The 21927-nt window shown below is 55.5% G+C and carries 19 protein-coding genes; 3 read left to right on the top strand and 16 right to left on the bottom strand.

The annotated features are described in order from the left end of the window. Positions 1-27 precede the first annotated feature (27 nt). Positions 28-1662: an NAD+ synthase gene (locus QT231_RS21925; protein WP_308338918.1), complete on the bottom strand. Its 1635-nt coding sequence runs from the start codon at positions 1660-1662 to the stop codon at positions 28-30. 221 nt (positions 1663-1883) lie between these two features. Between QT231_RS21925 and QT231_RS21920 the strand changes: the two genes are divergently transcribed. Continuing rightward, entirely contained in the window at positions 1884-2156 is a 273-nt protein-coding gene (locus QT231_RS21920) for a PP0621 family protein (RefSeq protein ID WP_064235111.1), read from the top strand. Here the strand turns inward: QT231_RS21920 and thiO are convergent. Next, positions 2153-3268: a glycine oxidase ThiO gene (gene thiO, locus QT231_RS21915; RefSeq protein ID WP_215092889.1), complete on the bottom strand. Its 1116-nt coding sequence runs from the start codon at positions 3266-3268 to the stop codon at positions 2153-2155. The genes QT231_RS21920 and thiO overlap by 4 nt on opposite strands. A 134-nt stretch (positions 3269-3402) precedes the next feature. Here thiO and QT231_RS21910 point away from each other — a divergent pair, with 134 nt between their 5' ends. Beyond that, positions 3403-3939: a GspH/FimT family pseudopilin gene (locus QT231_RS21910; protein WP_308338916.1), complete on the top strand. Its 537-nt coding sequence runs from the start codon at positions 3403-3405 to the stop codon at positions 3937-3939. A 46-nt stretch (positions 3940-3985) separates the two neighbouring features. Here QT231_RS21910 and trxB read toward each other — a convergent pair whose 3' ends face one another. Further along, positions 3986-4939: a thioredoxin-disulfide reductase gene (gene trxB / locus QT231_RS21905; RefSeq protein ID WP_308338915.1), complete on the bottom strand. Its 954-nt coding sequence runs from the start codon at positions 4937-4939 to the stop codon at positions 3986-3988. A gap of 295 nt (positions 4940-5234) precedes the next feature. Here trxB and acnA point away from each other — a divergent pair, with 295 nt between their 5' ends. Then, entirely contained in the window at positions 5235-7967 is a 2733-nt protein-coding gene (gene acnA, locus QT231_RS21900) for an aconitate hydratase AcnA (protein WP_308338914.1), read from the top strand. Between the two features lie 64 nt (positions 7968-8031). Here acnA and QT231_RS21895 read toward each other — a convergent pair whose 3' ends face one another. The 13 genes from QT231_RS21895 to murJ all read right to left on the bottom strand — a co-directional run bounded on the left by QT231_RS21895 (position 8032) and on the right by murJ (position 21754). Further along, on the bottom strand, positions 8032-9711 hold the full coding sequence (locus tag QT231_RS21895; RefSeq protein WP_308338913.1) for an NAD-dependent malic enzyme: 1680 nt from the start codon (positions 9709-9711) through the stop codon (positions 8032-8034). A gap of 180 nt (positions 9712-9891) precedes the next feature. Then, entirely contained in the window at positions 9892-11103 is a 1212-nt protein-coding gene (locus QT231_RS21890; protein WP_308338912.1) for a YeeE/YedE family protein, read from the bottom strand. Positions 11104-11243: 140 nt separating this feature from the next. After that, entirely contained in the window at positions 11244-12266 is a 1023-nt protein-coding gene (locus QT231_RS21885; protein ID WP_308338911.1) for a tryptophan--tRNA ligase, read from the bottom strand. A gap of 112 nt (positions 12267-12378) precedes the next feature. Beyond that, on the bottom strand, positions 12379-12798 hold the full coding sequence (locus tag QT231_RS21880) for a PilX N-terminal domain-containing pilus assembly protein (RefSeq protein ID WP_308338910.1): 420 nt from the start codon (positions 12796-12798) through the stop codon (positions 12379-12381). Next, a complete protein-coding gene (locus QT231_RS21875; RefSeq protein WP_308338909.1) occupies positions 12795-13280 on the bottom strand; it encodes a prepilin-type N-terminal cleavage/methylation domain-containing protein in 486 nt (161 codons plus the stop codon). The genes QT231_RS21880 and QT231_RS21875 overlap by 4 nt, the downstream gene beginning before the upstream one ends. Next, the gene (gene pilV, locus QT231_RS21870) at positions 13280-13714 is read right to left on the bottom strand and encodes a type IV pilus modification protein PilV (protein WP_308338908.1); all 435 of its coding nucleotides are present in this window, start codon (positions 13712-13714) and stop codon (positions 13280-13282) included. Before pilV ends, QT231_RS21875 begins: the two co-directional genes overlap by 1 nt. After that, a complete protein-coding gene (locus tag QT231_RS21865) occupies positions 13701-14096 on the bottom strand; it encodes a type IV pilin protein (RefSeq protein ID WP_308338907.1) in 396 nt (131 codons plus the stop codon). Before QT231_RS21865 ends, pilV begins: the two co-directional genes overlap by 14 nt. 80 nt (positions 14097-14176) lie before the next feature. Next, positions 14177-15163 carry a 4-hydroxy-3-methylbut-2-enyl diphosphate reductase gene (ispH, locus tag QT231_RS21860; protein WP_308338906.1) on the bottom strand — a complete coding sequence of 329 codons (987 nt, stop codon included), beginning with the start codon at positions 15161-15163 and terminating at the stop codon, positions 14177-14179. A gap of 37 nt (positions 15164-15200) precedes the next feature. Continuing rightward, positions 15201-15647, bottom strand: a complete 447-nt coding sequence (gene fkpB / locus QT231_RS21855; RefSeq protein WP_308338905.1) for an FKBP-type peptidyl-prolyl cis-trans isomerase — start codon at positions 15645-15647, stop codon at positions 15201-15203. Positions 15648-15680: 33 nt separating this feature from the next. Then, positions 15681-16223, bottom strand: coding sequence for a signal peptidase II (gene lspA, locus QT231_RS21850; protein WP_308338904.1), 543 nt, complete (start codon positions 16221-16223; stop codon positions 15681-15683). Between the two features lie 7 nt (positions 16224-16230). Next, positions 16231-19062 (bottom strand): isoleucine--tRNA ligase, encoded by a 2832-nt coding sequence (gene ileS, locus QT231_RS21845; RefSeq protein ID WP_308338903.1) that lies wholly within the window; start codon positions 19060-19062, stop codon positions 16231-16233. Between the two features lie 7 nt (positions 19063-19069). Next, entirely contained in the window at positions 19070-20104 is a 1035-nt protein-coding gene (ribF, locus tag QT231_RS21840) for a bifunctional riboflavin kinase/FAD synthetase (RefSeq protein ID WP_308338902.1), read from the bottom strand. Positions 20105-20170: 66 nt separating this feature from the next. After that, a complete protein-coding gene (murJ, locus tag QT231_RS21835) occupies positions 20171-21754 on the bottom strand; it encodes a murein biosynthesis integral membrane protein MurJ (protein WP_308338901.1) in 1584 nt (527 codons plus the stop codon). Positions 21755-21927 lie beyond the last annotated feature (173 nt).

Here is a 21927-nt window from a genome sequence, read left to right as displayed (position 1 = left end):
TGCGCCCGTCATGAAACAGTATCCGGCTCACTCGCCGGGCTGCCAGCCATTAACGATCGGATAGCGGCGGTCGCGGCCAAAGCCCCGCGGTGTCACGCGGACACCAATCGGCGCCTGGCGACGCTTATACTCGCAGCGGTCAACCAGCTTCACTACTTTATAAACGTCTTCAGCGTCAAAGCCACCGGCGATGATCGCTTCCGCGCTCATGTCGCCTTCGATATAGCTTAATAGAATAGCGTCGAGGGTATCGTAATCCGGCAGGGAGTCACTATCCTGCTGATCCGGCGCCAGCTCGGCGCTGGGTGGGCGCTCGATGACCCGTGCAGGGATAGCCGGAGATTGGGTATTGCGCCAGCGAGCCAAGCGATACACCCAGGTTTTATACACGTCTTTGATGGCATTAAAACCGCCCACCATATCGCCATACAGCGTAGCGTAGCCCACCGCCATTTCGCTCTTGTTACCGGTAGTCAGTACCATCAAGCCTTTTTTATTGGAGATCGCCATCAGCAGCACGCCACGACAGCGTGATTGCAGGTTCTCTTCGGTGGTATCTCGCTCGGTGCCCGCGAAGCTCTCCGCCAGTGTACCCATAAAGGCGTCTACCATGGGCTCAATCGGCATGATCTCGTAGTGCACATCGAGCATCTTGGCCTGCTCGGCGGCGTCCTGCTTGGAGATATCCGCGGTGTAGTGGTAAGGCATCATTACCGCCTGCACCCGCTGGGGCCCCAGTGCATCAACCGCAATGGCCAGCGATAGCGCCGAATCGATACCGCCGGAAAGGCCCAGCACCACGCCTTTAAAACCGCTCTTGTTAACATAATCGCGCAGTCCGGTGACCAGTGCGCAGTACAGGCTCTCTTCCGGTTCCACTTCGGGGTCAATCTCGCCAGGCTGGGGTTCCCAAACAGTGGCGCTGGTCTGCAAAAACTGAACCGGCATCAGGCCCGCCTGCCAGTAGGGCGCCAGCACCTGTAACTGCCCATTAGCGTTAACACAGCATGAGCCACCATCAAATACCAGCTCGTCCTGTCCACCGATAGTGTTCACATACACAATCGGGCGGTTGACGTCTTGGGCATGCTGCTCCAATAAGCCCAGCCGCTCAGTGGGCTTATCCTGATGATAGGGTGAGGCGTTCAAGGTGATTAGCACTTCAGCGCCTGCTTCCTTGGCAGCTCTAACCGGCGCGCCATCCCATAGATCCTCGCAGATCACTATGCCCAGCTTGGCGCCTTTATGCTCATAGACGAGCGTTTCAGTGCCAGGCGCAAAGTAGCGCTGCTCGTCGAACACCTGATAGTTAGGCAGCGCCTGTTTGGCGTACTCGGCCTCCCACTGGCCGTTGTAGAGTAGACCCGCCAAATTGTAGCAGCGGCCTTCGCGGACGCCGGGGTAGCCGATAATCACCAGCACATCACTAGCGACCTTCGATGCCATAAGGGCGCGGGCTTCACGCAGGCGGGTTTCCATTGAGGGGCGCAGCAGCAGATCTTCAGGCGGGTAGCCCGACAAAAAAAGCTCTGGAAAGACAACAATATCCGCCCCATGCTCAATCCGCGCTTCGCGCACAGCTTCAATCGCGCGTGCGGCGTTGCCGGGAATATCCCCGACCAGAGGATCGAGTTGGGCCATTACCAGCGTTAAGTCTTGCATGGGCGTCAAAATCTCTTGAGAATCTTTAAAATGGGGTTACACCGACATAGTCGTATTGTCCCGCAAGGGCCACCAACAGGCAAAGGTTGCGAGGCTATCTCGATGCCTAGCCTCAATGACCAGTACCAATGCATAGCACTAATGCATAGCACTAATGCATAGCACTAATTACCAGTGCCAATAACTAGCACCTAAATTCCCACCTTGGGAGACACAAAAGGATGAACCTCTTGATCATTCGGCTGATTATCTTCGCCGTCATATTTTATGCCGGTTTAAAACTCTACGGCATCTACCGGCAACGTAAGCTTGAGCATGAAGCGCAGCATAAAAAAGTCAACCGCCACGAGGGCGGCAAAATGGTGCGCTGCCGCTGGTGTGAGGTACACGTACCTGAGGACGAAGCGCTGCGCGACCAGGAGCAGTGGTTCTGTTCTAGCGCCCATCGTGACCGTTTTCTGCAAGAACAGCAGGATAAAGACGGAACATCTTAAGCTTGTATAAGCCGTTCTGGCGTAAGCTGGTAAGGCGCGGGGTCAATCATTGGCTCGCGCCCCAGCAGTTGATCCACCAGCAAATGGGTCGAGGCAGGCGCCAGCACCAAGCCATTGCGATAGTGCCCGGCATTGACGAAGACGTTACTCCATTCAGGCAGCGCGCCGATAAAGGGGATGCCCGCCGGGGATCCAGGCCTTAGCCCGGCCCACTGGTGTGCGATCTGGCATGTAGCCAAAGCGGGCAAAATGGCTTCAGCGCTCTGCTGCAAAGACGCCAGCGCCTCCTCATCGGTGCTCTTATCAAAGCCCTTCTCTTCCAGCGTAGAGCCAACCAGCAGCAGGCCGTCCGCGCGTGGAATAATATAGCGGCCATCTTTTAACACCACGCGCTGAACGAGACCTTTAGGCGCTTGATAGGCAATCATCTGCCCTTTCACAGGCCTTACCGGCAACTGCACATTCAACTGGGACAGCAGCTGCGCAGCCCAGGCGCCGCCACACACCACAATACGACCCGCTTTGAGTGATCCTTGGGAAGTCGCCACACCTTCCACTTGGCCACTTTCTCTGCCGCCCGGTTGAATAAAACCACTGACCTCACAATGCTCTTTCAGCGTTACCTGGGGCATAGCGGCTAATCGCGCCTTCAATGCCTTGACTAAACGCGGGTTTCTCACGCTGCCTAACGTCGGCATCCATAGCGCGCTGTCACCCGCCATTGCCACGCCAGGCTCCTTATTGAGAACAAAATCTGCGGCTACCCTTTCAAGCGGTTTACCCAACTGACGCGCCCAGCCCAGCGCTTCGTCGGCATCATCCACATTTAGATAAAGCAGCCCCTTTTGACGATACTCGGGGTCAATGCCGGTCTCCTCCAACAAACGCAGCGCCAGCGAGGGGTAAACGCCCTCCGACCAGCGTGACAGTTGCGATATCGCAGCGTCGTAGCGCCAAGGATAGAGCGGTGAAACGATGCCTCCTCCGGCCCAGGATGCCTCTTTACCGCACTCACCCCGCTCCACCAGCGTGACCTGCTGGCCGGCATCGGCTAACTGCAGCGCTGTCATCATGCCGATCACGCCGCCACCAATAATTAAGAAATCGCTCACAACATTGTCCGTTTTGGCTTACATAAAAAAAGCGCATTGTCGCCTAGGATGGCCTATTAACGACGATGCGTTCGCGGCTAGTGACGAGGAGTGAGCATAACGCGGGCAATAACAAGGTCAAGTGAGGAGAGGTGATGAGCAGTTTTCAGATCAAGACGCACACCACACCTGAAGGCGGATTTACGCTGCTTGAGTTACTGGTCACCCTACTGTTGGTGGGTATTATCGCTGCTTGGGGGCTGCCCAATTTTCAAGCCTTGGGACAGCGAACGGCGCAGACCAGCGCAGTAAACCGATTACAAAGCGCGTTTTCGCTAGCGCGCAATACGGCGATTAGCCAGCGCCGCCAGATTACTGTTTGCCCAGCCTCTGCAAACCGCCAGGCCTGTATCAAAGGTTGGAGTGGTGAGTTAATGATCGTGCGGGGAGATAAAACCAACGGCATTACCGAAGACGATATTTTACGCATTGTCCCCGCGCAACAAGACACGCAAGTGGCCTACAGCCGGGGCTGGTCGCGCATCCGTTACAGCCCATTAGGCTATACCAGCGGGTACAACGGCAGTTTTTCCGTTTGTTCAAGTAGCGGCGCCGAAGGCTCACTTGGTAAAAAATTAGTACTCAGCCAGTTGGGACGTTTACGGATCGATGAAGCGCCTATCGACTGTTAATCAGTAGGCGCTTCCACTCGTCCACAGAGGTTAGGCAAGCTAGATTTTACCCTGCGATACCGTCTAAATAGCGCTCAGCATCCAGCGCCGCCATGCAGCCACTGCCCGCCGAGGTAATCGCTTGCCGATAAATATGATCCATCACATCGCCGCAGGCAAATACACCCGGCACGCTAGTGGCCGTCGCGTTACCTTCCAAGCCTGAAGTCACTTTGATATAGCCACCGTTCATTGCCAGTTGGCCTTCAAAGATGCCCGTATTGGGGCTGTGGCCGATGGCAATAAACAGGCCTGGCGCATGGATCTCTTTGCTTGAACCATCTTTAGTGGATTTAACCCGCACGCCTGTAACGCCGGAGTTATCACCCAGCACTTCCTCAACTTCCTGGAACCACTCAAGGACGATTTTGCCTGCCTCGGCTTTCTCAAACAGCTTATCTTGAAGGATTTTTTCCGCCCGCAGGGTGTCGCGGCGGTGCACCAGGGTCACCTTTGACGCGATGTTAGACAGATACAGCGCCTCTTCCACGGCGGTATTGCCGCCACCCACAACAATGACTTCCTGGTTGCGGTAGAAAAAACCATCGCAGGTAGCGCAGGCCGAAACACCTTGGCCCATAAACTGCTGTTCGGTAGGCAGGCCCAGGTAACGCGCGCTGGCACCGGTGGCCACAATCAAGGCATCACAGGTATAAACACCGCTGTCACCCTTTAAGGTAAAGGGTTTTTCACCTAGGCTAACCTCATTGATATGGTCAAACAGCACTTCGGTATTAAAGCGTTCGGCGTGCTGTTTCATGCGCTCCATCAATTCCGGCCCTTGAACCCCTTGGGCGTCACCGGGCCAGTTATCCACATCGGTTGTGGTGGTCAGTTGGCCACCCGCCTGAATACCGGTAATCAGCAGCGGCTTCAGGTTGGCCCGCGCGGCGTAGACAGCCGCCGTATAGCCTGCGGGGCCGGATCCAAGAATAATCAAACGCTCATGACGAGTTTCCATGACACCACCTTGTAAAGATTTAACTGATAGCTTCGTCGATAGCTGTGTCGAAAGCCATGTACATAGCTTTATAAAAAAATGGCTTTATAAAAAATTAGCCACAGAGTCTGCCTGAAATGGTGCCAAGTACAAGCTATTGCAAGGTTGCGTCTACGCTATTAGGCGAAGAAGCCTTGAAAGCCCCTGTGCAAAGACGCATGTATTCTTACTAAGGTAAGCCATACTAGAAAGGAAGACCGTGACCGTCGCGCCTAGTGAATGGTAAGTCACTAACCCGCAATAAGAGGAGAATGGCATGAGCAAGATACCCGATACGCTAAGCACCTTAGAGGTTGGCAGTAAAACGTATCACTACTATAGCCTGCCCCAAGCGGCCGAGACCCTGGGCAGCATTGACCGGCTTCCCAAGACGCTCAAGATTCTACTCGAAAATCAGCTGCGCTTCGCCGATGACGAAAGCGTAGATCAAGAAGATATGCAGGCCCTGGTCGACTGGCAGGCCGAGGGCAAATCCAGCCGTGAAATCGGCTACCGCCCCGCACGGGTATTAATGCAGGACTTTACCGGCGTGCCGGGCGTGGTAGATCTTGCTTCCATGCGCGCCGCGGTAGAAAGCCTCGGCGAAGACCCGGCGAAGATCAATCCGCTTTCCCCCGTCGATCTGGTCATTGACCACTCGGTAATGGTCGATAAGTTCGGCAACCCTGCCGCGTTCCAAGAGAACGTCGATATTGAGATGCAGCGTAACCGTGAGCGCTACGAGTTTCTGCGCTGGGGCCAGCAGGCGTTTGATAACTTTAGCGTTGTCCCCCCCGGCACCGGCATTTGCCACCAGGTCAACCTTGAGTACCTGGGCAGAACGGTATGGATCAAGGACGAAGACGGCAAGACCTTTGCCTACCCTGATACCCTCGTCGGTACTGACTCCCACACCACGATGATCAATGGCCTGGGCGTACTGGGTTGGGGCGTTGGCGGTATCGAAGCCGAAGCGGCCATGCTGGGCCAGCCGGTATCGATGCTAATCCCTGAAGTGATTGGCTTTAAACTGACCGGCAAGCTGCGCGAAGGTATTACCGCCACTGACTTGGTGCTCACCGTTACTGAGATGCTGCGTAAAAAAGGTGTCGTCGGTAAATTTGTTGAGTTCTACGGCGACGGTTTGAAAGACCTGCCCCTGGCGGATCGCGCCACGATCGCCAATATGGCCCCCGAGTATGGTGCTACCTGTGGCTTCTTCCCCGTGGATGAAGAAACCCTCAACTATATGCGCCTCACCGGGCGTGAAGATGAGCAGGTAGCGCTGGTGGAAGCCTATAGCAAAGCCCAAGGGCTGTGGCGCGAACCTAATGACGAGCCGATTTTCACCGACGCCTTAGAGCTGGACATGAATGAGGTGGAGGCGAGCCTTGCCGGCCCCAAACGCCCCCAAGATCGCGTGGCGCTGAAAGACATGGCGGCGGCCTTTGACAAGTTCATGCAGGAAGACGTCAACGCGGATGCCAGCGCAAAGGGGAAACTCTCCTCTGAAGGCGGCCAAACCGCCGTGGGCGTGGAGCGCAGCTTCGAGCATGACACCAGCCAAGCCGTGAAACTTGATGACCAGGACTTCAGCCTTGACCCCGGCGCGGTGGTGATTGCGGCGATAACCTCGTGTACCAACACCTCCAACCCCAGCGTGATGATGGCCGCCGGGCTGCTGGCGCGTAAGGCGCGTGAAAAGGGGTTAACCACTAAGCCCTGGGTGAAGACCTCTCTGGCACCGGGCTCCAAAGTAGTCACCGAGTATCTGGAAGCCGCTGAATTAAACGATGACTTGGATGCGCTTGGCTTTAACCTGGTTGGCTACGGCTGCACCACCTGTATCGGTAACTCAGGCCCGCTGCCTGCGGAGATCGAGCAGGCCATCAACGATGGCGATCTTGCCGTGGCCTCAGTGCTCTCAGGTAACCGTAACTTTGAAGGCCGCGTACACCCGCTGGTCAAAACCAACTGGCTCGCCTCACCGCCCCTGGTGGTGGCTTACGCCCTGGCCGGTAACGTCCAGCTTGACCTTACCCAAGAGCCGCTTGGCAAAGACAGCAACGGCGAACCGGTCTATTTAAAAGATATCTGGCCCAGCCAGGCCGAGATTGCCAGCGCCGTCGAGCAGGTCAACACTGCGATGTTCCGTAAAGAGTACAGCGCCGTGTTTGAGGGTGACGACGTCTGGAAAGCCATCGACGTGTCAGAAAGCAAGGTCTACCAGTGGCCTGAATCCACCTACATTCAGCACCCGCCCTTCTTTGAAGGCATGGGCCGCGAGCCGGATGCCATCGAAGACGTACACAGTGCCCGGGTACTCGCTATGCTGGGTGATTCGGTGACCACCGACCACATCTCGCCTGCCGGTGCCATCAAGCCTGACAGCCCCGCCGGGCGCTACCTGCAAGAGCATGGCGTCAAACCGGTCGACTTCAACTCCTACGGCTCGCGCCGGGGTAACCATGAAGTCATGATGCGCGGCACCTTCGCTAACGTGCGAATCAAAAATGAGATGCTCGATGGCGTGGTGGGTGGTGAGACACGCCACGTACCCAGCGGCGAGCAGATGGCCATTTACGATGCGGCCATGAAGTACAAAGAGGAAGGTAAACCGCTGGTGGTGATTGCCGGTAAAGAGTACGGCACCGGTTCTTCACGGGACTGGGCGGCCAAAGGCACCCGCTTGCTGGGGGTTCGCGCCGTGATTGCCGAATCCTTCGAGCGCATTCACCGCTCTAACCTGATCGGCATGGGCGTTGTGCCGCTGCAGTTTGCCGAAGGCGAGGGCCGCCAGACGTTGGGGTTAACCGGGGATGAAGAGATTTCGATTGCCGGTTTAAGCGACCTGACGCCGGGTGGCACGGTCAAAATCGTGATCAAAAATGCCGATGGGGAGCGCACCGTTGATGCCAAATGCCGAATTGATACGGTAAACGAGCTGGCTTACTACCGTCACGGTGGTATCCTTCACTACGTGCTGCGCAAGATGATCGGCGCAGCCTAAAGGGTAAAACCTACCAATGCTTGCATGCCCCCACCTCGGTGGGGGCTTTTTTTTAGCCGAGTGCTTAAAAAGCGCGGCGACGGTAGGTACGGTAATCAGGCGACCAGGACGCTTTTTCGATTAGCTCCCGAAGCGTTGTGCCGCTGGTTTTTAGCGCCACGCCGTTCTGCTGCGCCTGTGCCGCTACTTCAAAGGCAATCGACTTGCTGATATGCCGTATACGCGATAGCGGCGGCAACAGTGCGCCTTTACCCTCTTTTACTAACGGAGCCTCACGGGCCAGCGCCCGCGAAGCGCTCATCAGCATCTCATCGGTCACCCGGTTGGCACTGGCGGCAATCACGCCCAAACCAATGCCCGGGAAAATATAAGCATTGTTGCACTGGGCAATCGGATAAGTACGGCCGTTATAAACCACCGGTGCAAAGGGGCTACCCGTCGCTACCAAGGCCTGACCATCGGTCCAGCGGATGACATCTTCTGGTACGGCCTCTGCCTGGGAGGTAGGGTTAGAGAGCGGCATGATGACCGGGTGCTCACAGCCAGCGTGCATGGTACGCACCACCTGCTCGGTGAAGATACCGCGCTGGCCGCAGACGCCGATCAATACCGTGGGTTTGATCTGAACGATCGTCTCTTCCAGGCCCTGGCCGTTCCACCCAGCAACTAGTGAAGGATCGTGGGCTAATCGGCGCTGGAAATCGCGCTGCCACTCTTGATCGCTGGTCATCAAGCCATCACGATCAACAATGTAGATTCGCGCCCGCGCTTCGCTTTCGCTCAAGCCTTCGGCTTCCATGGCCACCACGACTTGCTCGGCGATTCCACAACCCGCTGAACCACCGCCCACAAACACCACCCGCTGCTGGGCAATTGTCTCTTCACGAGCCTGGCAAGCTGCCATCAGCGTACCCACGACCACAGAAGCAGTGCCCTGAACGTCGTCGTTGAAGCAGCAAAGCTCGTTGCGATAGCGCTCTAGCAGCGGCACCGCATTGGCCTGAGCAAAATCCTCAAACTGCAGCAGTACGTTAGGCCAGCGACGCTTCACAGCAGCGATAAATTCCGCCATGAAAGCATCGTACTCTTCTTGCCCTACCCGCTCGTGGCGCCAGCCCATATACATGGGGTCGTCCAGTAGCGCTTTGTTATTGGTGCCCACATCAATCATGATCGGCAGTGTGTAGGCGGGGCTAATACCACCACAGGCGGTATACAGCGCCAGTTTACCAATTGGGATACCCATGCCGCCGATCCCCTGGTCACCCAGACCTAGAATGCGCTCACCATCCGTTACCACGATCACTTTGACGTTATCTTTGGTGGCGCTGCGCAGAATGTCATCCATATGTTCGCGGTCAGGATAGCTAATAAACAGGCCGCGGTGGTTACGATAAATATTGGAGAACTCCTGACACGCCTGCCCCACCGTGGGGGTGTAAATAATCGGCAGCATCTCTTCCAGGTGCTGGGAGACTAGACGGAAATAGAGCGTTTCGTTGTCATCTTGAATGGCACGAAGATGGATGTGCTTCTCAAGGCTGCTATGGCACTGCTGGTATTGGCGATAGACCCGCTCAAGCTGATCCTCAATGGTTTCTACCTTTTGCGGTAGCAAACCGATCAGGTTAAACGCCAAGCGTTCCTCCTGAGTAAACGCGCTGCCTTTGTTCAATAGCGGCATTTCGAGCAAAGAAGGACCGGCGTAAGGAAGGTATAGGGGGCGTCTACTCTGGGTAGTCATAAGCACTCTCTTTTTTATGTCAATCACTGCTGCAATGCAGCAACATCGGGCGTTCGCGGCGTTTGAGCGTAATGTAACATGCTCCTGCGACAAAGGTGGAAGAGAGAGGTCATGTTGATAAAAAAACGCCTCGATTTAGGAGAACTAAACCGAGGCATATGACGAGTATTAACTAACCTTCTAGCAACTCTTAGCGGTGGGTTTGCGCCCCTCTACGCCAGCGAAGAACAACGGCCGCAGCTTAACGCCGACCATGTTGCCCGCAAACGCCGCTACCAACCATACCCAACCGTGGAGGCTGCCAGACGCAATGCCGCTGAAGTAAGCACCAATATTGCAACCAAACGCCAACCGCGCGCCGTAACCCAGCAAGATACCGCCAATGACCGCGGCCAAGATAGATTTCAGCGGAATTCTGAAGTTAGGCGCAAAGCGACCCGCCAAGCTCGCCGCAGCAAGCGCGCCAAGCATAATGCCGACGTTCATCACCGTGGTGATATCACTCCAAACGCTGGCTTCAAGAGCCGCTACGTTGCCTGGGGACTGCCAATAGCCCCACTGGCTCACATCGCCACCCACTAGCTCAAAGCCTTTAGCCCCCCACAGCGCAAACGCTGAGGTAATCCCCCACGGGCGGCCTGCCAATGCCAAGGTGGCAAAGTTGAGCAGCGCCAACGCCACCGCGCCCGCCACTAGCGGCCAAGGCCCCGTCAGCCAACGCTCATAGCCATGCTTATCGACATTAGGCGCCTGCTCTAACTGGCCGTGACGACGCTTCTCCATCACCCAGGTAAATGCCGCAATAGCAGCAAACAGCACGAGACTAATCGCTATTCCTCCGCCGACCCCGGCGACGTTGACCAGTGATACCGGTTGAAAAGCCGGTAAGCTCTGCCACCAGGCAAAATGCGCGGATCCAATCACCGAGCCAACAATAAAGAACACCAAAGTAATCAGCATGCGTGCGTTACCACCGCCCGCAGTAAACAGCGTGCCAGAGGCACAGCCGCCGCCCAACTGCATGCCTACACCGAACAGGAAGGCCCCCACCAGCACGGAGATGCCAATCGGCGCTACAAAGCCCGACACCTCGTTACCAAACAGCGTGCCTGCCCCCAAGGCAGGGAAAAACAGCACCACCGCGATGGCCAGCATCACCATTTGGGCGCGTAGGCCACGCCCTCTTCGCTCAGTAATAAATACCCGCCACGCTGAGGTAAAACCAAACGCTGCGTGATACAGCACCATGCCAAACAGCCCACCAACAATCATCAAAAGGCCAATATTGGCGTCAAACACTACCCCAATTAGTAACGCGCCCAGCACGATCGCCGCCGTGGCGATCAGCGGCACGCGATAGCTCTGCGGCGTAGTAACCGTCGTTGTAGACATACATTCACCTTTAGCAGCACCAAAAGCGCCTGTTTGTTAACAGGCGCTTTTGGTAGACATGGACAATAGTTATAAGCCTAACGATAGCTGTAGAGCGCGGGAAATTCTTTATTGAAAGGTATTTATTCCGCAATGGAATATCAAACAAAACGCCCCAGACCAACGGCTGTACGAAGACGATCCATCGTTACAGCAGCCTCTTCCCGCGCCCGCTCAGCGCCTTTTTGAAGTACTGCTTCAATATGAGCTGGGTCTTCCATCAGTGCGTTGTAACGTTCACGAGGAGCGCTTAAGTGGGCATTCAAATATTCAAACACCTTATCCTTGGCCTCGCCCCAACCAATACCGTTCTCGTACTGTTCACGCAGGCTGGCGGTCTCTTCTGCCGTTGCGAACGCTGAGTAAATCTGGAACAGCGTGCAGGTATCAGGGTCTTTCGGCTCACCGGGTTCCAGCGAGTTGGTCTTAATCTTGCGCACCAGCTTCTGCAGTTTTTTCTCTGGGGCAAACAGCGGAATGGTATTGTCGTAGCTTTTGGACATCTTGCGCCCATCCAAGCCATTCAGTAGCTGTATTTTTTCGTCTACCACCGCCTCAGGGAGCACAAAGTGCTGGCCTTTATAGAGGTGGTTAAAACGCCCGGCGATATCACGGGCCATTTCGATATGTTGAATCTGATCCCTGCCTACCGGCACTTTGCTGGCGTTGAACATCAGAATATCCGCCGCCATCAGAACGGGGTAGCTAAACAGCCCCATGGTAATGCCTTTATCCGGGTCTTGGTTCTCCGCCTCTTCGTTCTCAGCCACCGCTGCTTTGTAGGCATGCGCACGGTTCATCAAGCCCTTGGCGCACACGCAAGAAAGCATCCAAGCAAGCTCGGGGATTTCTGAAATATCCGACTGGCGATAGAAAATCGCATTATCGGTATCCAGCCCTAGCGCCAGCCAAGTGGCGGCAATTTCCAAGCGGGACGCCTGCACCCGCTTTGGATCTGGGCACTTGATCAGCGCGTGGTAATCGGCCAAAAAATAGAACGACTGCACGCTGGGGTCTTGACTGGCTTCGATGGCGGGCTTGATCGCCCCCACATAGTTGCCCAAATGGGGGATGCCGGAAGTGGTGATGCCGGTGAGAACGCGGGTTTTAGCGGTTTGACTCATGTTTTCAGACTCTTAGCTTTCAGGCTCTTAGGCAAATAGGACTATCATAACGCGCAGCATGCCGTGTGGCGAATGGCATCCCTGGCATTTAAACAATGCCCCTCACAACTGCTTAGTCGCCTGCTCCGCTGGTTCGGCTGGCCCGTTGATAAACGGCAACCGATATGCCCTCAATGCTGCTATTCGTGCCCATATCGCGCGTTGTAATAGTCACTTCATCACCACTCACATCAAACGTGACGCCCAACTGATCGAAGGATTCAAATCCCTCGGCGCCAGTTACATCATTTAAAAAATCACTCTCGGTATAAGTAGCGTTAAAGATGCCTTCTAATAACTGACGCCGAGAAGCCATGCTTCTAAATACCGACAACATGCTTTCTGCATTCATTTGAGCTTGTACAGAGGCTCGATAATTACCCGCCAAACGCTCATCAATCAACGCGCTCTGCATGCCTGACATGCCTAGCATCAACGCACCGGCGAGCAGAGCCATAACAATCACTAACGCCGCACCTTGTTGTTGCTTCATGAAGTAGGCTCTCGTGATGAGATTGCTTTATTTCGCTCGCTGATAGTAAAGGTGATTTCATCGCACGTCATATTCACGCTTTCTCGGCAATCGCCAAGGGGCAGTGTGATTAAATGAGACACGTCATCGCTGTTGGTTTTGGAAAGCGTTGGGCAATCGGCTTCATCATCAACCTGAGCAAGATCTAAGACAGGTTGGTTTTTAACCTCGTCTTGCAGCACACAATAATAGTCCGTCCCGCTGTCAGAGTGACGTCCATCGGACACAATAGCGTAGTCAGCAATATTCCCTTTGCGTCCTGCAGCAGTCAGGGTACTTACCGCAAAAATTAATGTCTCTTGTTTACGACTGACCTTGTCAACGGTTTGAAACGTTTGAAAAGAGGTTAAAAAGAGCTTTCCTGCCCCTAAGATAATCACTGCACCTATCGCCATCGCGACCATCAGCTCAACGAGGGTAAAGCCCTTTTGCCCATCTGGCATCACTCGCCTCCACCTGTATCAGGAAGGCGAAGCGTATAGGTAAACACATCAGATCCGGTATCGCCTGCCAAGCTTCCCAAGCCTATCTCAATGGTAAATTCACAACCATCTGATACGATTTTGCTCTCTTGCGCATTCACATTCCGCAAAGGATTTAAATCACTATCGGCAAACCACTGGGTCTTCCAAGCAGCCTCTACATCAATATCTGCACAGCTATCTACGCCCTCTCTTGCCAGCTCCGCCCACAGCCGCTCTTGCGCATCCACGGCTGCAACACTTGCGAATGAACGCTGGTAGCCAGCATTCGCACTTTGCAACGCTTTAAGCTGCATGGCGGCCCCCCCGATCAAGCCGATGGAAAGCACCACTAGGGCGATCAAAGCCTCTATTAAACTAAAGCCGCGCTGTTTTCCCTGTTTACCAGCAAGCATCAGGCAACCTTTCGCCACTCGAATTTAGCGTCATATTATCGTCGCAGCCGTCATTCTGATGGCTACTGGCGGTTAATAGATAGCCGTTACCGCTAACATTTACCGCAATCGTATAGTTGTGTTCGGGAGAGGCGTTACTGATAGGACAATCACTATAGGAGTAAGTCCGCGTATAACAGCGTTCAAGCTCGGAAGCAGCCTGCATAAGACCTGCATGGGCATCGGTTCGCATTGTTTTTTGCACGTAGCGGGTATAGCTGGGGTAGGCAATGGCGGAGACGATGCCGATGATCACCAGCACAATCATCAATTCAATTAGGGTAAAGCCGCGCTGGCCCTTCAGCAAAGAACGGCCAGAGAAAGAGTGAGAAACATAAGACACGCGGCTCTGCTCCTGTATTAGCTGGCTCATACTGTTTCAGTATGTCGCAAACCAATACCCATTGCATTACGCGATCCAGATCAACTGCTGGCGATTACCTTTTCACGCAGCTCTTTCGGCATAGAGAAGGTAATCGTTTCTTCACGGCCCTGTAGCTCTTCAGGTAGTGCAGCGCCCATGGTTTGCAGCTTGGCAATCACGCCTTTGACCAGTACTTCAGGGGCACTGGCTCCGGCGGTTACGCCGATACGTGAAACATTTTCAAGCCACTGCGGGTCGATCTGGTCAGCGTTGTCGATCAAATAGGCAGGCGTACCCATACGCTCTGAAAGTTCACGTAAGCGGTTGGAATTTGAGCTGTTGGGGCTGCCCACCACCAACAGTAGATCGCTTTGGGCGGCTAGTTCGCGTACTGCATCCTGACGGTTCTGCGTGGCGTAGCAGATATCGTCATTGCGCGGCCCCTGGATGTCAGAAAACTTCTCGCGCAGCGCATCGATCACCTTAGCGGTGTCATCCATAGACAGCGTGGTTTGCGTCACAAAAGCAAGCTTGGTGGGGTCACTCACCTCCAGCTTGGCGACGTCTTTCTCATCCTCGACCAAGTAGATCCAGCCGCCATGGGAGGTATCGTAACGCCCCATGGTGCCTTCGACTTCCGGGTGGCCTTCATGGCCGATCAGGATGCACTCCTGGCCGCGCTTGGCATAGCGAAGCACTTCAAGGTGAACCTTGGTCACTAGCGGGCAGGTGGCGTCGAATACCTTCAAACCCCGCCGTTCCGCATCGGCCTGCACCGCCCGGGAAACGCCGTGGGCAGAGAAAATGACGATAACGTCATCCGGCACTTCATCCAGCTCTTCGACAAACACGGCCCCACGTGCGCGCAGGGTTTCGACTACAAAGCGGTTGTGGACAACCTCGTGGCGCACATAGATAGGCGGGCCAAACACATCCAATGCGCGGTTGACGATATCGATCGCACGATCCACACCGGCGCAAAAGCCACGCGGATTGGCTAACTTGATCTGGATGGGCTGGGGTTGAGTCGGTTGCGTCGATTGCATAGTAGCGCCTTGATGCGTAAGCGCATCGCTTAGTGAATTAATGCGTTGTCACCGGTTTGACGTCGAGTACTTCGACTTCAAACACCAGGGTACGCCCTGCCAGTGGGTGATTGAAGTCCACTTCAATACGCTCACCCTCGATGGTTTTGACCACACCGGGCAATTCCGTTCCCGCTTTATCGGCAAACGACATCACCATACCGATTTCCGGGACTTCATCGCCAAAATCAGCCCGCTTCAGGGTCTGAATATTTTGCGGGTTGTGCTGGCCGAAGGCATGTTCAGGAGTTATCTGAAAAGTAGCCTCTTGGCCTGCGGACATGCCTTTAATCGGGTGTTCAAAACCAGGCGGCAAGTTACCGTCACCAAACTCGAAGGTAGCCGGCGCTTTGTCTTTAGTGGAGTCCACCAAGGTGCCGTCTTCGAGCTTTAAGGTGAAGTGCAGCGTCACTTCCATACCGTCATCGATCAAATAGTCGCTCATTTCAGCCCTCAATGTACCGTTCTCAACGTTCGATTAATGGGAAGCCCCGTGCGCTTTTTTGCGCCGCCGCTCACCCATAATAGATTCCCAGATTAAGGCAACCGCCCCCAGCACAATGCCCATATCGGCCACGTTAAATGCCGGGTAGTACCACCCGGCGACGTGAAACGATAAAAAGTCGACCACATAACCATGCACCAGGCGATCATAGAGATTGCCCAGCGCACCACCGATAATCAACGGTAGTGCGATCGCCAACAGCTTTTCGTCATGCTTAATGCGCGTGAGCCAAACCGTTAAACCGACGCTAGCGCCAATCGCAATAATGGCGAAGAACCAGCGCTGCCAGCCGGGATGGGTGGCCAAAAAGCTGAACGCAGCGCCAGTATTGTGCAGCAGGGTCAGGTTAAAGAACGGCAGCACCTCTACCGGCTGTGCATAGCCCAACTGGCTACTGGCCACGTATTTGGTGACCAGATCCAAGACAATGACCGCCACTGCTAGCCACAGCCAGCGCAGTGGCCGCTGCATCGGCGGCCGTGCGTTTGTATCGCTAGGTGTGTCTTTGCTAGGCATGTTTTTATCAAGCATAGTAGCGAATCTCACCGCTTCCCTCGGGGAGGTTGCTGATACAGCGGCCACATAGATCCGGATGATCAGCATGAGTGCCTACGTCAGGGCGGTGGTGCCAGCAGCGCTCACACTTGGTGTTGTCGCTGGCTTTAACCGCCACTTTTAAGCCCTCAACCTCTGTCGCCTCTGCATCACCGCCTTCTTCCATGGGTTTCAGGGTGACTTCGCTGGTCAGCATCACAAAGCGCAGCTCGTCGCCCAGTTTGGTCAGCGTCGCCTGCAGCTCGTCGCTAACATACAGCGTGACCTCGGCTGCCAGACTACCCTTGATCACTTTGGCATTACGAGCATCTTCCAGGCACTTATTGACCGAGTGCTTGACCTCCAGCACCTGTTCCCAGAAAGCACGGCCCAGCTCGGCGTTATCATCCAAACGGCCCAGGTCAGTGTAATAGGTCTCCAGCAGCACGCTGTCGCCGCGCTTACCGGGGATATTCTCGTGGATCTCTTCGGCAGTGAAGGAGAGGATCGGTGCGATCCAGCGGCTCAGCGCTTCCACCACATGATAGAGCGCGGTTTGCGCACTACGCCGGGCCAGTGAATCGGCCTGGGTGGTGTATTGACGATCCTTGATGACATCTAAGTAGAAGCCACCCAGCTCTCGGGCGCAGAAGCCGTGCACTTGCTGATAAACATCCAGGAAGCGGTACTCTTCATAGGCTTTTTCGATCCGCGCCTGCAATTGATGAGCTCGATCCACCACCCACTGATCCAGCGCCAGCATATCGCCAAACGCCACCTGGTTCTGCTCTGGGTCGAAGCCATTAAGGTTTGAGAGCAGGAAGCGGGCGGTGTTGCGAATCCGCCGATACACATCGGAGGTGCGCTTCAAAATCTCGTCAGATACCGCCATTTCACCGGAGTAATCGGTGGAGGCGACCCATAGGCGCAGGATATCGCCGCCCAGCTTATCCATCACTTCCTGAGGCGCGACGACGTTGCCTAGCGATTTGGACTGCTTGCGACCCTGGGAGTCGACGGTAAAACCGTGAGTCAGCAGTTGGCGGTACGGCGGATGCCCGTCAATTGCCGAACCGGTCAGCAGCGACGAATGGAACCAGCCGCGGTGCTGGTCAGAGCCTTCCAGGTAGAGATCCGCCCGCGGGCCGCTTTCGTGGCCATGGGGATGCGAGCCGCGCAGTACGTGGCGGTGGGTAGTACCTGAGTCGAACCAGACATCAAGCGTATCGGTGACTTTGTCGTACTCCGCAGCTTCTGCGCCCAACAGCTCTGACGGGTCGAGCTTGAACCAGGCGTCGATGCCTTCCTGCTCAACGCGCTTGGCCGCCTCTTCCATCAGCTCAACAGTACGCGGGTGCAGCTCGCCGGTTTGCTTGTGCAGGAAGAACGGGATCGGCACGCCCCAGTTCCGCTGGCGGGAGATACACCAGTCTGGGCGGTTGGCGATCATGCTATGCAGACGCGCCTGGCCCCAGGCAGGCGTAAACGCCGTTGCTTCAATGCCTTCGAGAGCGCGCTCGCGCAGCGTTTTACCGTCTTTGCCTTTGATATCCATGCCCACGAACCACTGCGCTGTGGCACGGTAGATCACCGGCGTTTTATGGCGCCAGCAGTGCATATAGCTATGCTTGATCGGGATATGCGCCATCAGCGCATTCACTTCGCGCAGTTTCTCGACGATCTGGGGGTTGGCTTTCCAGATCATCTGGCCGCCGAAGAACGGCAGGTCATCAACGTAAACGCCGTTGCCCTGCACCGGGTTGAGCATGTCGTCGAACTCCATGCCATGCTCGCGGCAGGTAATAAAGTCATCCATACCATAAGAGGGCGCGGAGTGAACGATACCGGTACTGCCGACTTCTGACTCGACGTACTCCGCCAGATAGACGGGCGAGAGGCGGTCATAAAAAGGGTGACGGAAATTGATCAGATCGAGATTTTTGCCCTGCGTGGTAGCAATCACTTCGCCCTGCAACTCAAAGCGTTCTAAGCAGCTTTCCACCAGCTCTTCCGCCAGCAGCAGCAAACGCTCGCCGGTGTCCACCAGTGCATAAGTAAACTCAGGATGAACGTTCAGCGCTTGGTTAGCCGGAATCGTCCACGGCGTGGTGGTCCAGATAACCACAGCGGCCGGTTTCGTCAATTCGGTTAATCCGAAGGCAGCGGCAAGCTTATCCGCATCTTCCACCGGGAAGGCCACGTCGATGGCGTCGGACTTTTTATCAGCGTACTCAACTTCGGCTTCCGCCAGCGCCGAACCGCAGTCAAAGCACCAGTTAACCGGCTTCAAGCCTTTAAACACATAGCCCGCGTCAACCATTTCGGCCAGCGCACGGATCTCGCCCGCTTCATTGGCGAAATCCATGGTGCGGTAGGGGTGATCCCAATCACCAATAATGCCTAACCGCACGAAGTCGGCCAGTTGGGTTTCAATTTGCGCACCAGCGTACTCTCGGCACAGCTCACGGGCGTGCTCCGGCGTCAGGTGCTTGCCATGAGTCGTTTCAACTTTGTGCTCAATGGGCAAGCCGTGGCAGTCCCAGCCCGGCACATAGGGCGCATCGAAACCGGCTAAGTTTTTTGACTTAACGATGATATCTTTAAGAATTTTATTAACGGCGTGACCAATATGGATGCTGCCATTGGCGTAGGGAGGGCCATCGTGCAGCACAAACAGCGGCGCCCCCGCACGCGCTTCACGCAGGCGCTGGTAAATGTTCATATCCTGCCACTGGGAAACCCGTCCCGGCTCTTGCTTCGGCAGCATGCCGCGCATAGGGAAATCAGTTTCAGGCAAATTCAGCGTGTGCTTATAATCCATGGTCTGGTCAGCCGTTGTCAGTATCGGCGTCATCCGCCGAAAAAGAATCAGAAGAAATCGTATCACGCCCAAGCGGAGCCGAGGCCAGCGGAAGAGAGTAGTCTTGCTTACCCACCATCGCCGCAAAATAGTGGCGAGCGCGGGCCTGGTCACGTTCAATTTGCGCTTTCAGCGCCTCAAGGTTGTCAAACTTCACCTCGCCCCGCAGCCGTGCGCAGGGAAATACCGCCATGCGTTGGCCGTAGAGGTCAGCGTTAAAATCCAGCAGGTGCACCTCAAGCGTTGGCCGTTCCGAACCTACCGTGGGGCGAAAGCCCGCATTTGCCACCGCCGGGTAGCGCTGGCCATTTTCTAGCTCAGCCACTACCACGAAGACCCCCCGCAGGGTTAATGGTTGAGGCATCAGCGGCAAGTTGGCAGTAGGTACGCCAATGGTTCGCCCCAGTTGCTGGTCACGCACTACGCGACCATCTAACGAATAGGCGCGGCCCAACAATCGCGCAGCGGCCGAAAAGTTGCCGCTCGCCAACAGCGTACGCACCCGCGTACTGGAAACCCGTTCGTCATCCACGGTAAAGGTGCGGGTGTGCTCGACGCCGAAGCCCTGTTCACTCCCCACCTCTGCCAGCAGCGCAAAATCACCGCGGCGATCACAGCCAAAGCGAAAATCATCGCCCACCACCAAGTGCTTAACACCTAAACCGGCAATCAACACCTGGTCGATAAACTCACGGCCGGTGAGGCTGCGCAGCGCATCGTTAAACGGTAGAACCAGCACTTGCTCGGCGCCAAAATCGCGCAGTAACCGCACCTTCTCGCGCAGCCGGGTTAAACGCGGTGGCGCTTGCTCACCGGCAAAAAACTCCCGCGGCTGGGGCTCGAAGACGACTACAGTCAACGGCACACTCCAGCGCGCTGCATGCTCACGGCACTGCTGCAGAATGGCTTGATGGCCACGATGTACACCATCGAAATTACCAATGGTCGCAACGCAGCCTCGATGAGCCGCTTTCAAATTGTGCAGACCTCGAATAACGCGCATGGCACCTCAGCCGTTGGAGGACATAAAGCCTCTGATTATAACGAACCCACACCTCAGGATGCAGTGTTATGAGTGCATTTTAAAATGGCGAATGCGCAAACCCAGCGCCGCCAGCCACGAAAAGTAGAGCGAGCCGCCCAGTATGACCAACCCGATGACCCAGCTTATCCGCTGCCAAAGCCCAAAGGTAAGCCACGCCTGCCAGTCAGGCGCTACAAAGTAGAGTGCCGCACACATCAGCCCACTACCACCTATTAGCTGCACCGCATACCGCCTCCAGCCTGGCTGAAAGACCAACACGCCTTGTTTATGCAGCAAATAGCCCAGCAATCCCGCGTTTAAAAACGCAGAAAGCGCAGTGGCTAACGCCAACCCGGCATGGGCCAGTGGCCAAATCAGCAGTAGGTTAAACACCATATTAGCGACCATGGCGATAATGCCTACCTTCACCGGCGTTTTGGTGTCTTGGCGAGCAAAAAATCCCGGCGCCAATACTTTGATCAACATGAAGGCTACCAGACCGAAGGCATAAGCACGCAGGCTCATCGCCGCCATCTGGATATCGTTGTCGGTCATCGCCCCGTAATGGAACAGCGTGATCAATAGCGGCTCAGCCAACACCGCCAGCGCCAGCGCAGCGGGTAAGCCTAACAGCAGTACAATGCGAATAGCCCAATCGAGCATTGCCGCAAAGTGCTCTTTGGATTGGTCGGCATGGCGTTTAGACAGCGCAGGTAGAATCACCGTCCCAATCGCCACTCCAAACACGCCCAGCGGTAGCTCCACCAAACGATCCGAGTAGTAGAGCCACGAGACGCTGCCCGCCGTCAGCAGTGACGCTAAAACGGTATCCAACAGCAGGTTAATTTGTGATACCGACACCCCAAACAGCGCAGGCCCCATCAATTTCAGTATGCGTCGCACGCCCTCATGGGCAAAATTTGGCCAGGGCGTGGGCATCAACCCCAGGCGCAGTAAAAACGGCACCTGAAAAACCAGTTGGGCAGCCCCGGCGATCAGCACGCCCCAGGCCAGCGCCATGGCGGGTTCTTCCATTAGCGGCATTAAAAACAGCGCCGCACCAATCAGCGACAGATTAAGCAGCACCGGGGTAAACGCGGGTACCGCAAAGCGGTTCCAGGTATTCAGGACACTGCCAGAAAATGCGGTGAGCGAAATCAACAATAAATAGGGAAACGTTAAGCGCAACATGTCTGCGGTCAGCGCCAGCTTCTCCGGGTCACTACCAAAACCAGGGGCAAACACCCAAATCAGCCACGGCGAACAAAGCATGGCCACGGCGGTTATCAACGCCAATACCGCCGTTAAGCTACCGGCAGTGGCATTCAGTAGCGCGCGTATCTCCTCCCGGCTGCGCTGGGCGGAGTACTCTGAAAGCACTGGCACAAAGGCTTGATTGAATGCACCTTCGGCAAACAGACGGCGTAGAAAGTTAGGGATCTTAAACGCCACAAAAAACGCATCGGCGCCATCCCCCGCCCCTAGCAAGGTTGCAACGACAACATCTCGCGCCAACCCCATCACCCTCGACAGCATCGTCATGGCGCTGACCACAAGACCTGAGCGCATTAGCCCACGGCGAACTATTGCAGTATCAGGGGACGCATTGGCTGCTTTCTTCGCCGTCATAAGCTATCCAGAAAAGACCATCCAAAGGAACCACAAAGAGAACATTCAATCGAGTAGGAGGGGGAGTTACCTCCCCCGTCCTCTCACACCACCGTACGTACGGTTCCGTATACGGCGGTTCATGTAGAACGTTTGAGCCATCTTACCGCGTCCAGTATCGAGATCAGCCCCTG

The sequence above is a fragment of the Halomonas sp. SpR1 genome (assembly GCF_031010175.1).
GTDB lineage: Bacteria > Pseudomonadota > Gammaproteobacteria > Pseudomonadales > Halomonadaceae > Vreelandella.
The sequence above is the reverse complement of the archived record's forward strand: the minus strand, read 5'-3'. Positions and strand labels throughout refer to the sequence as shown.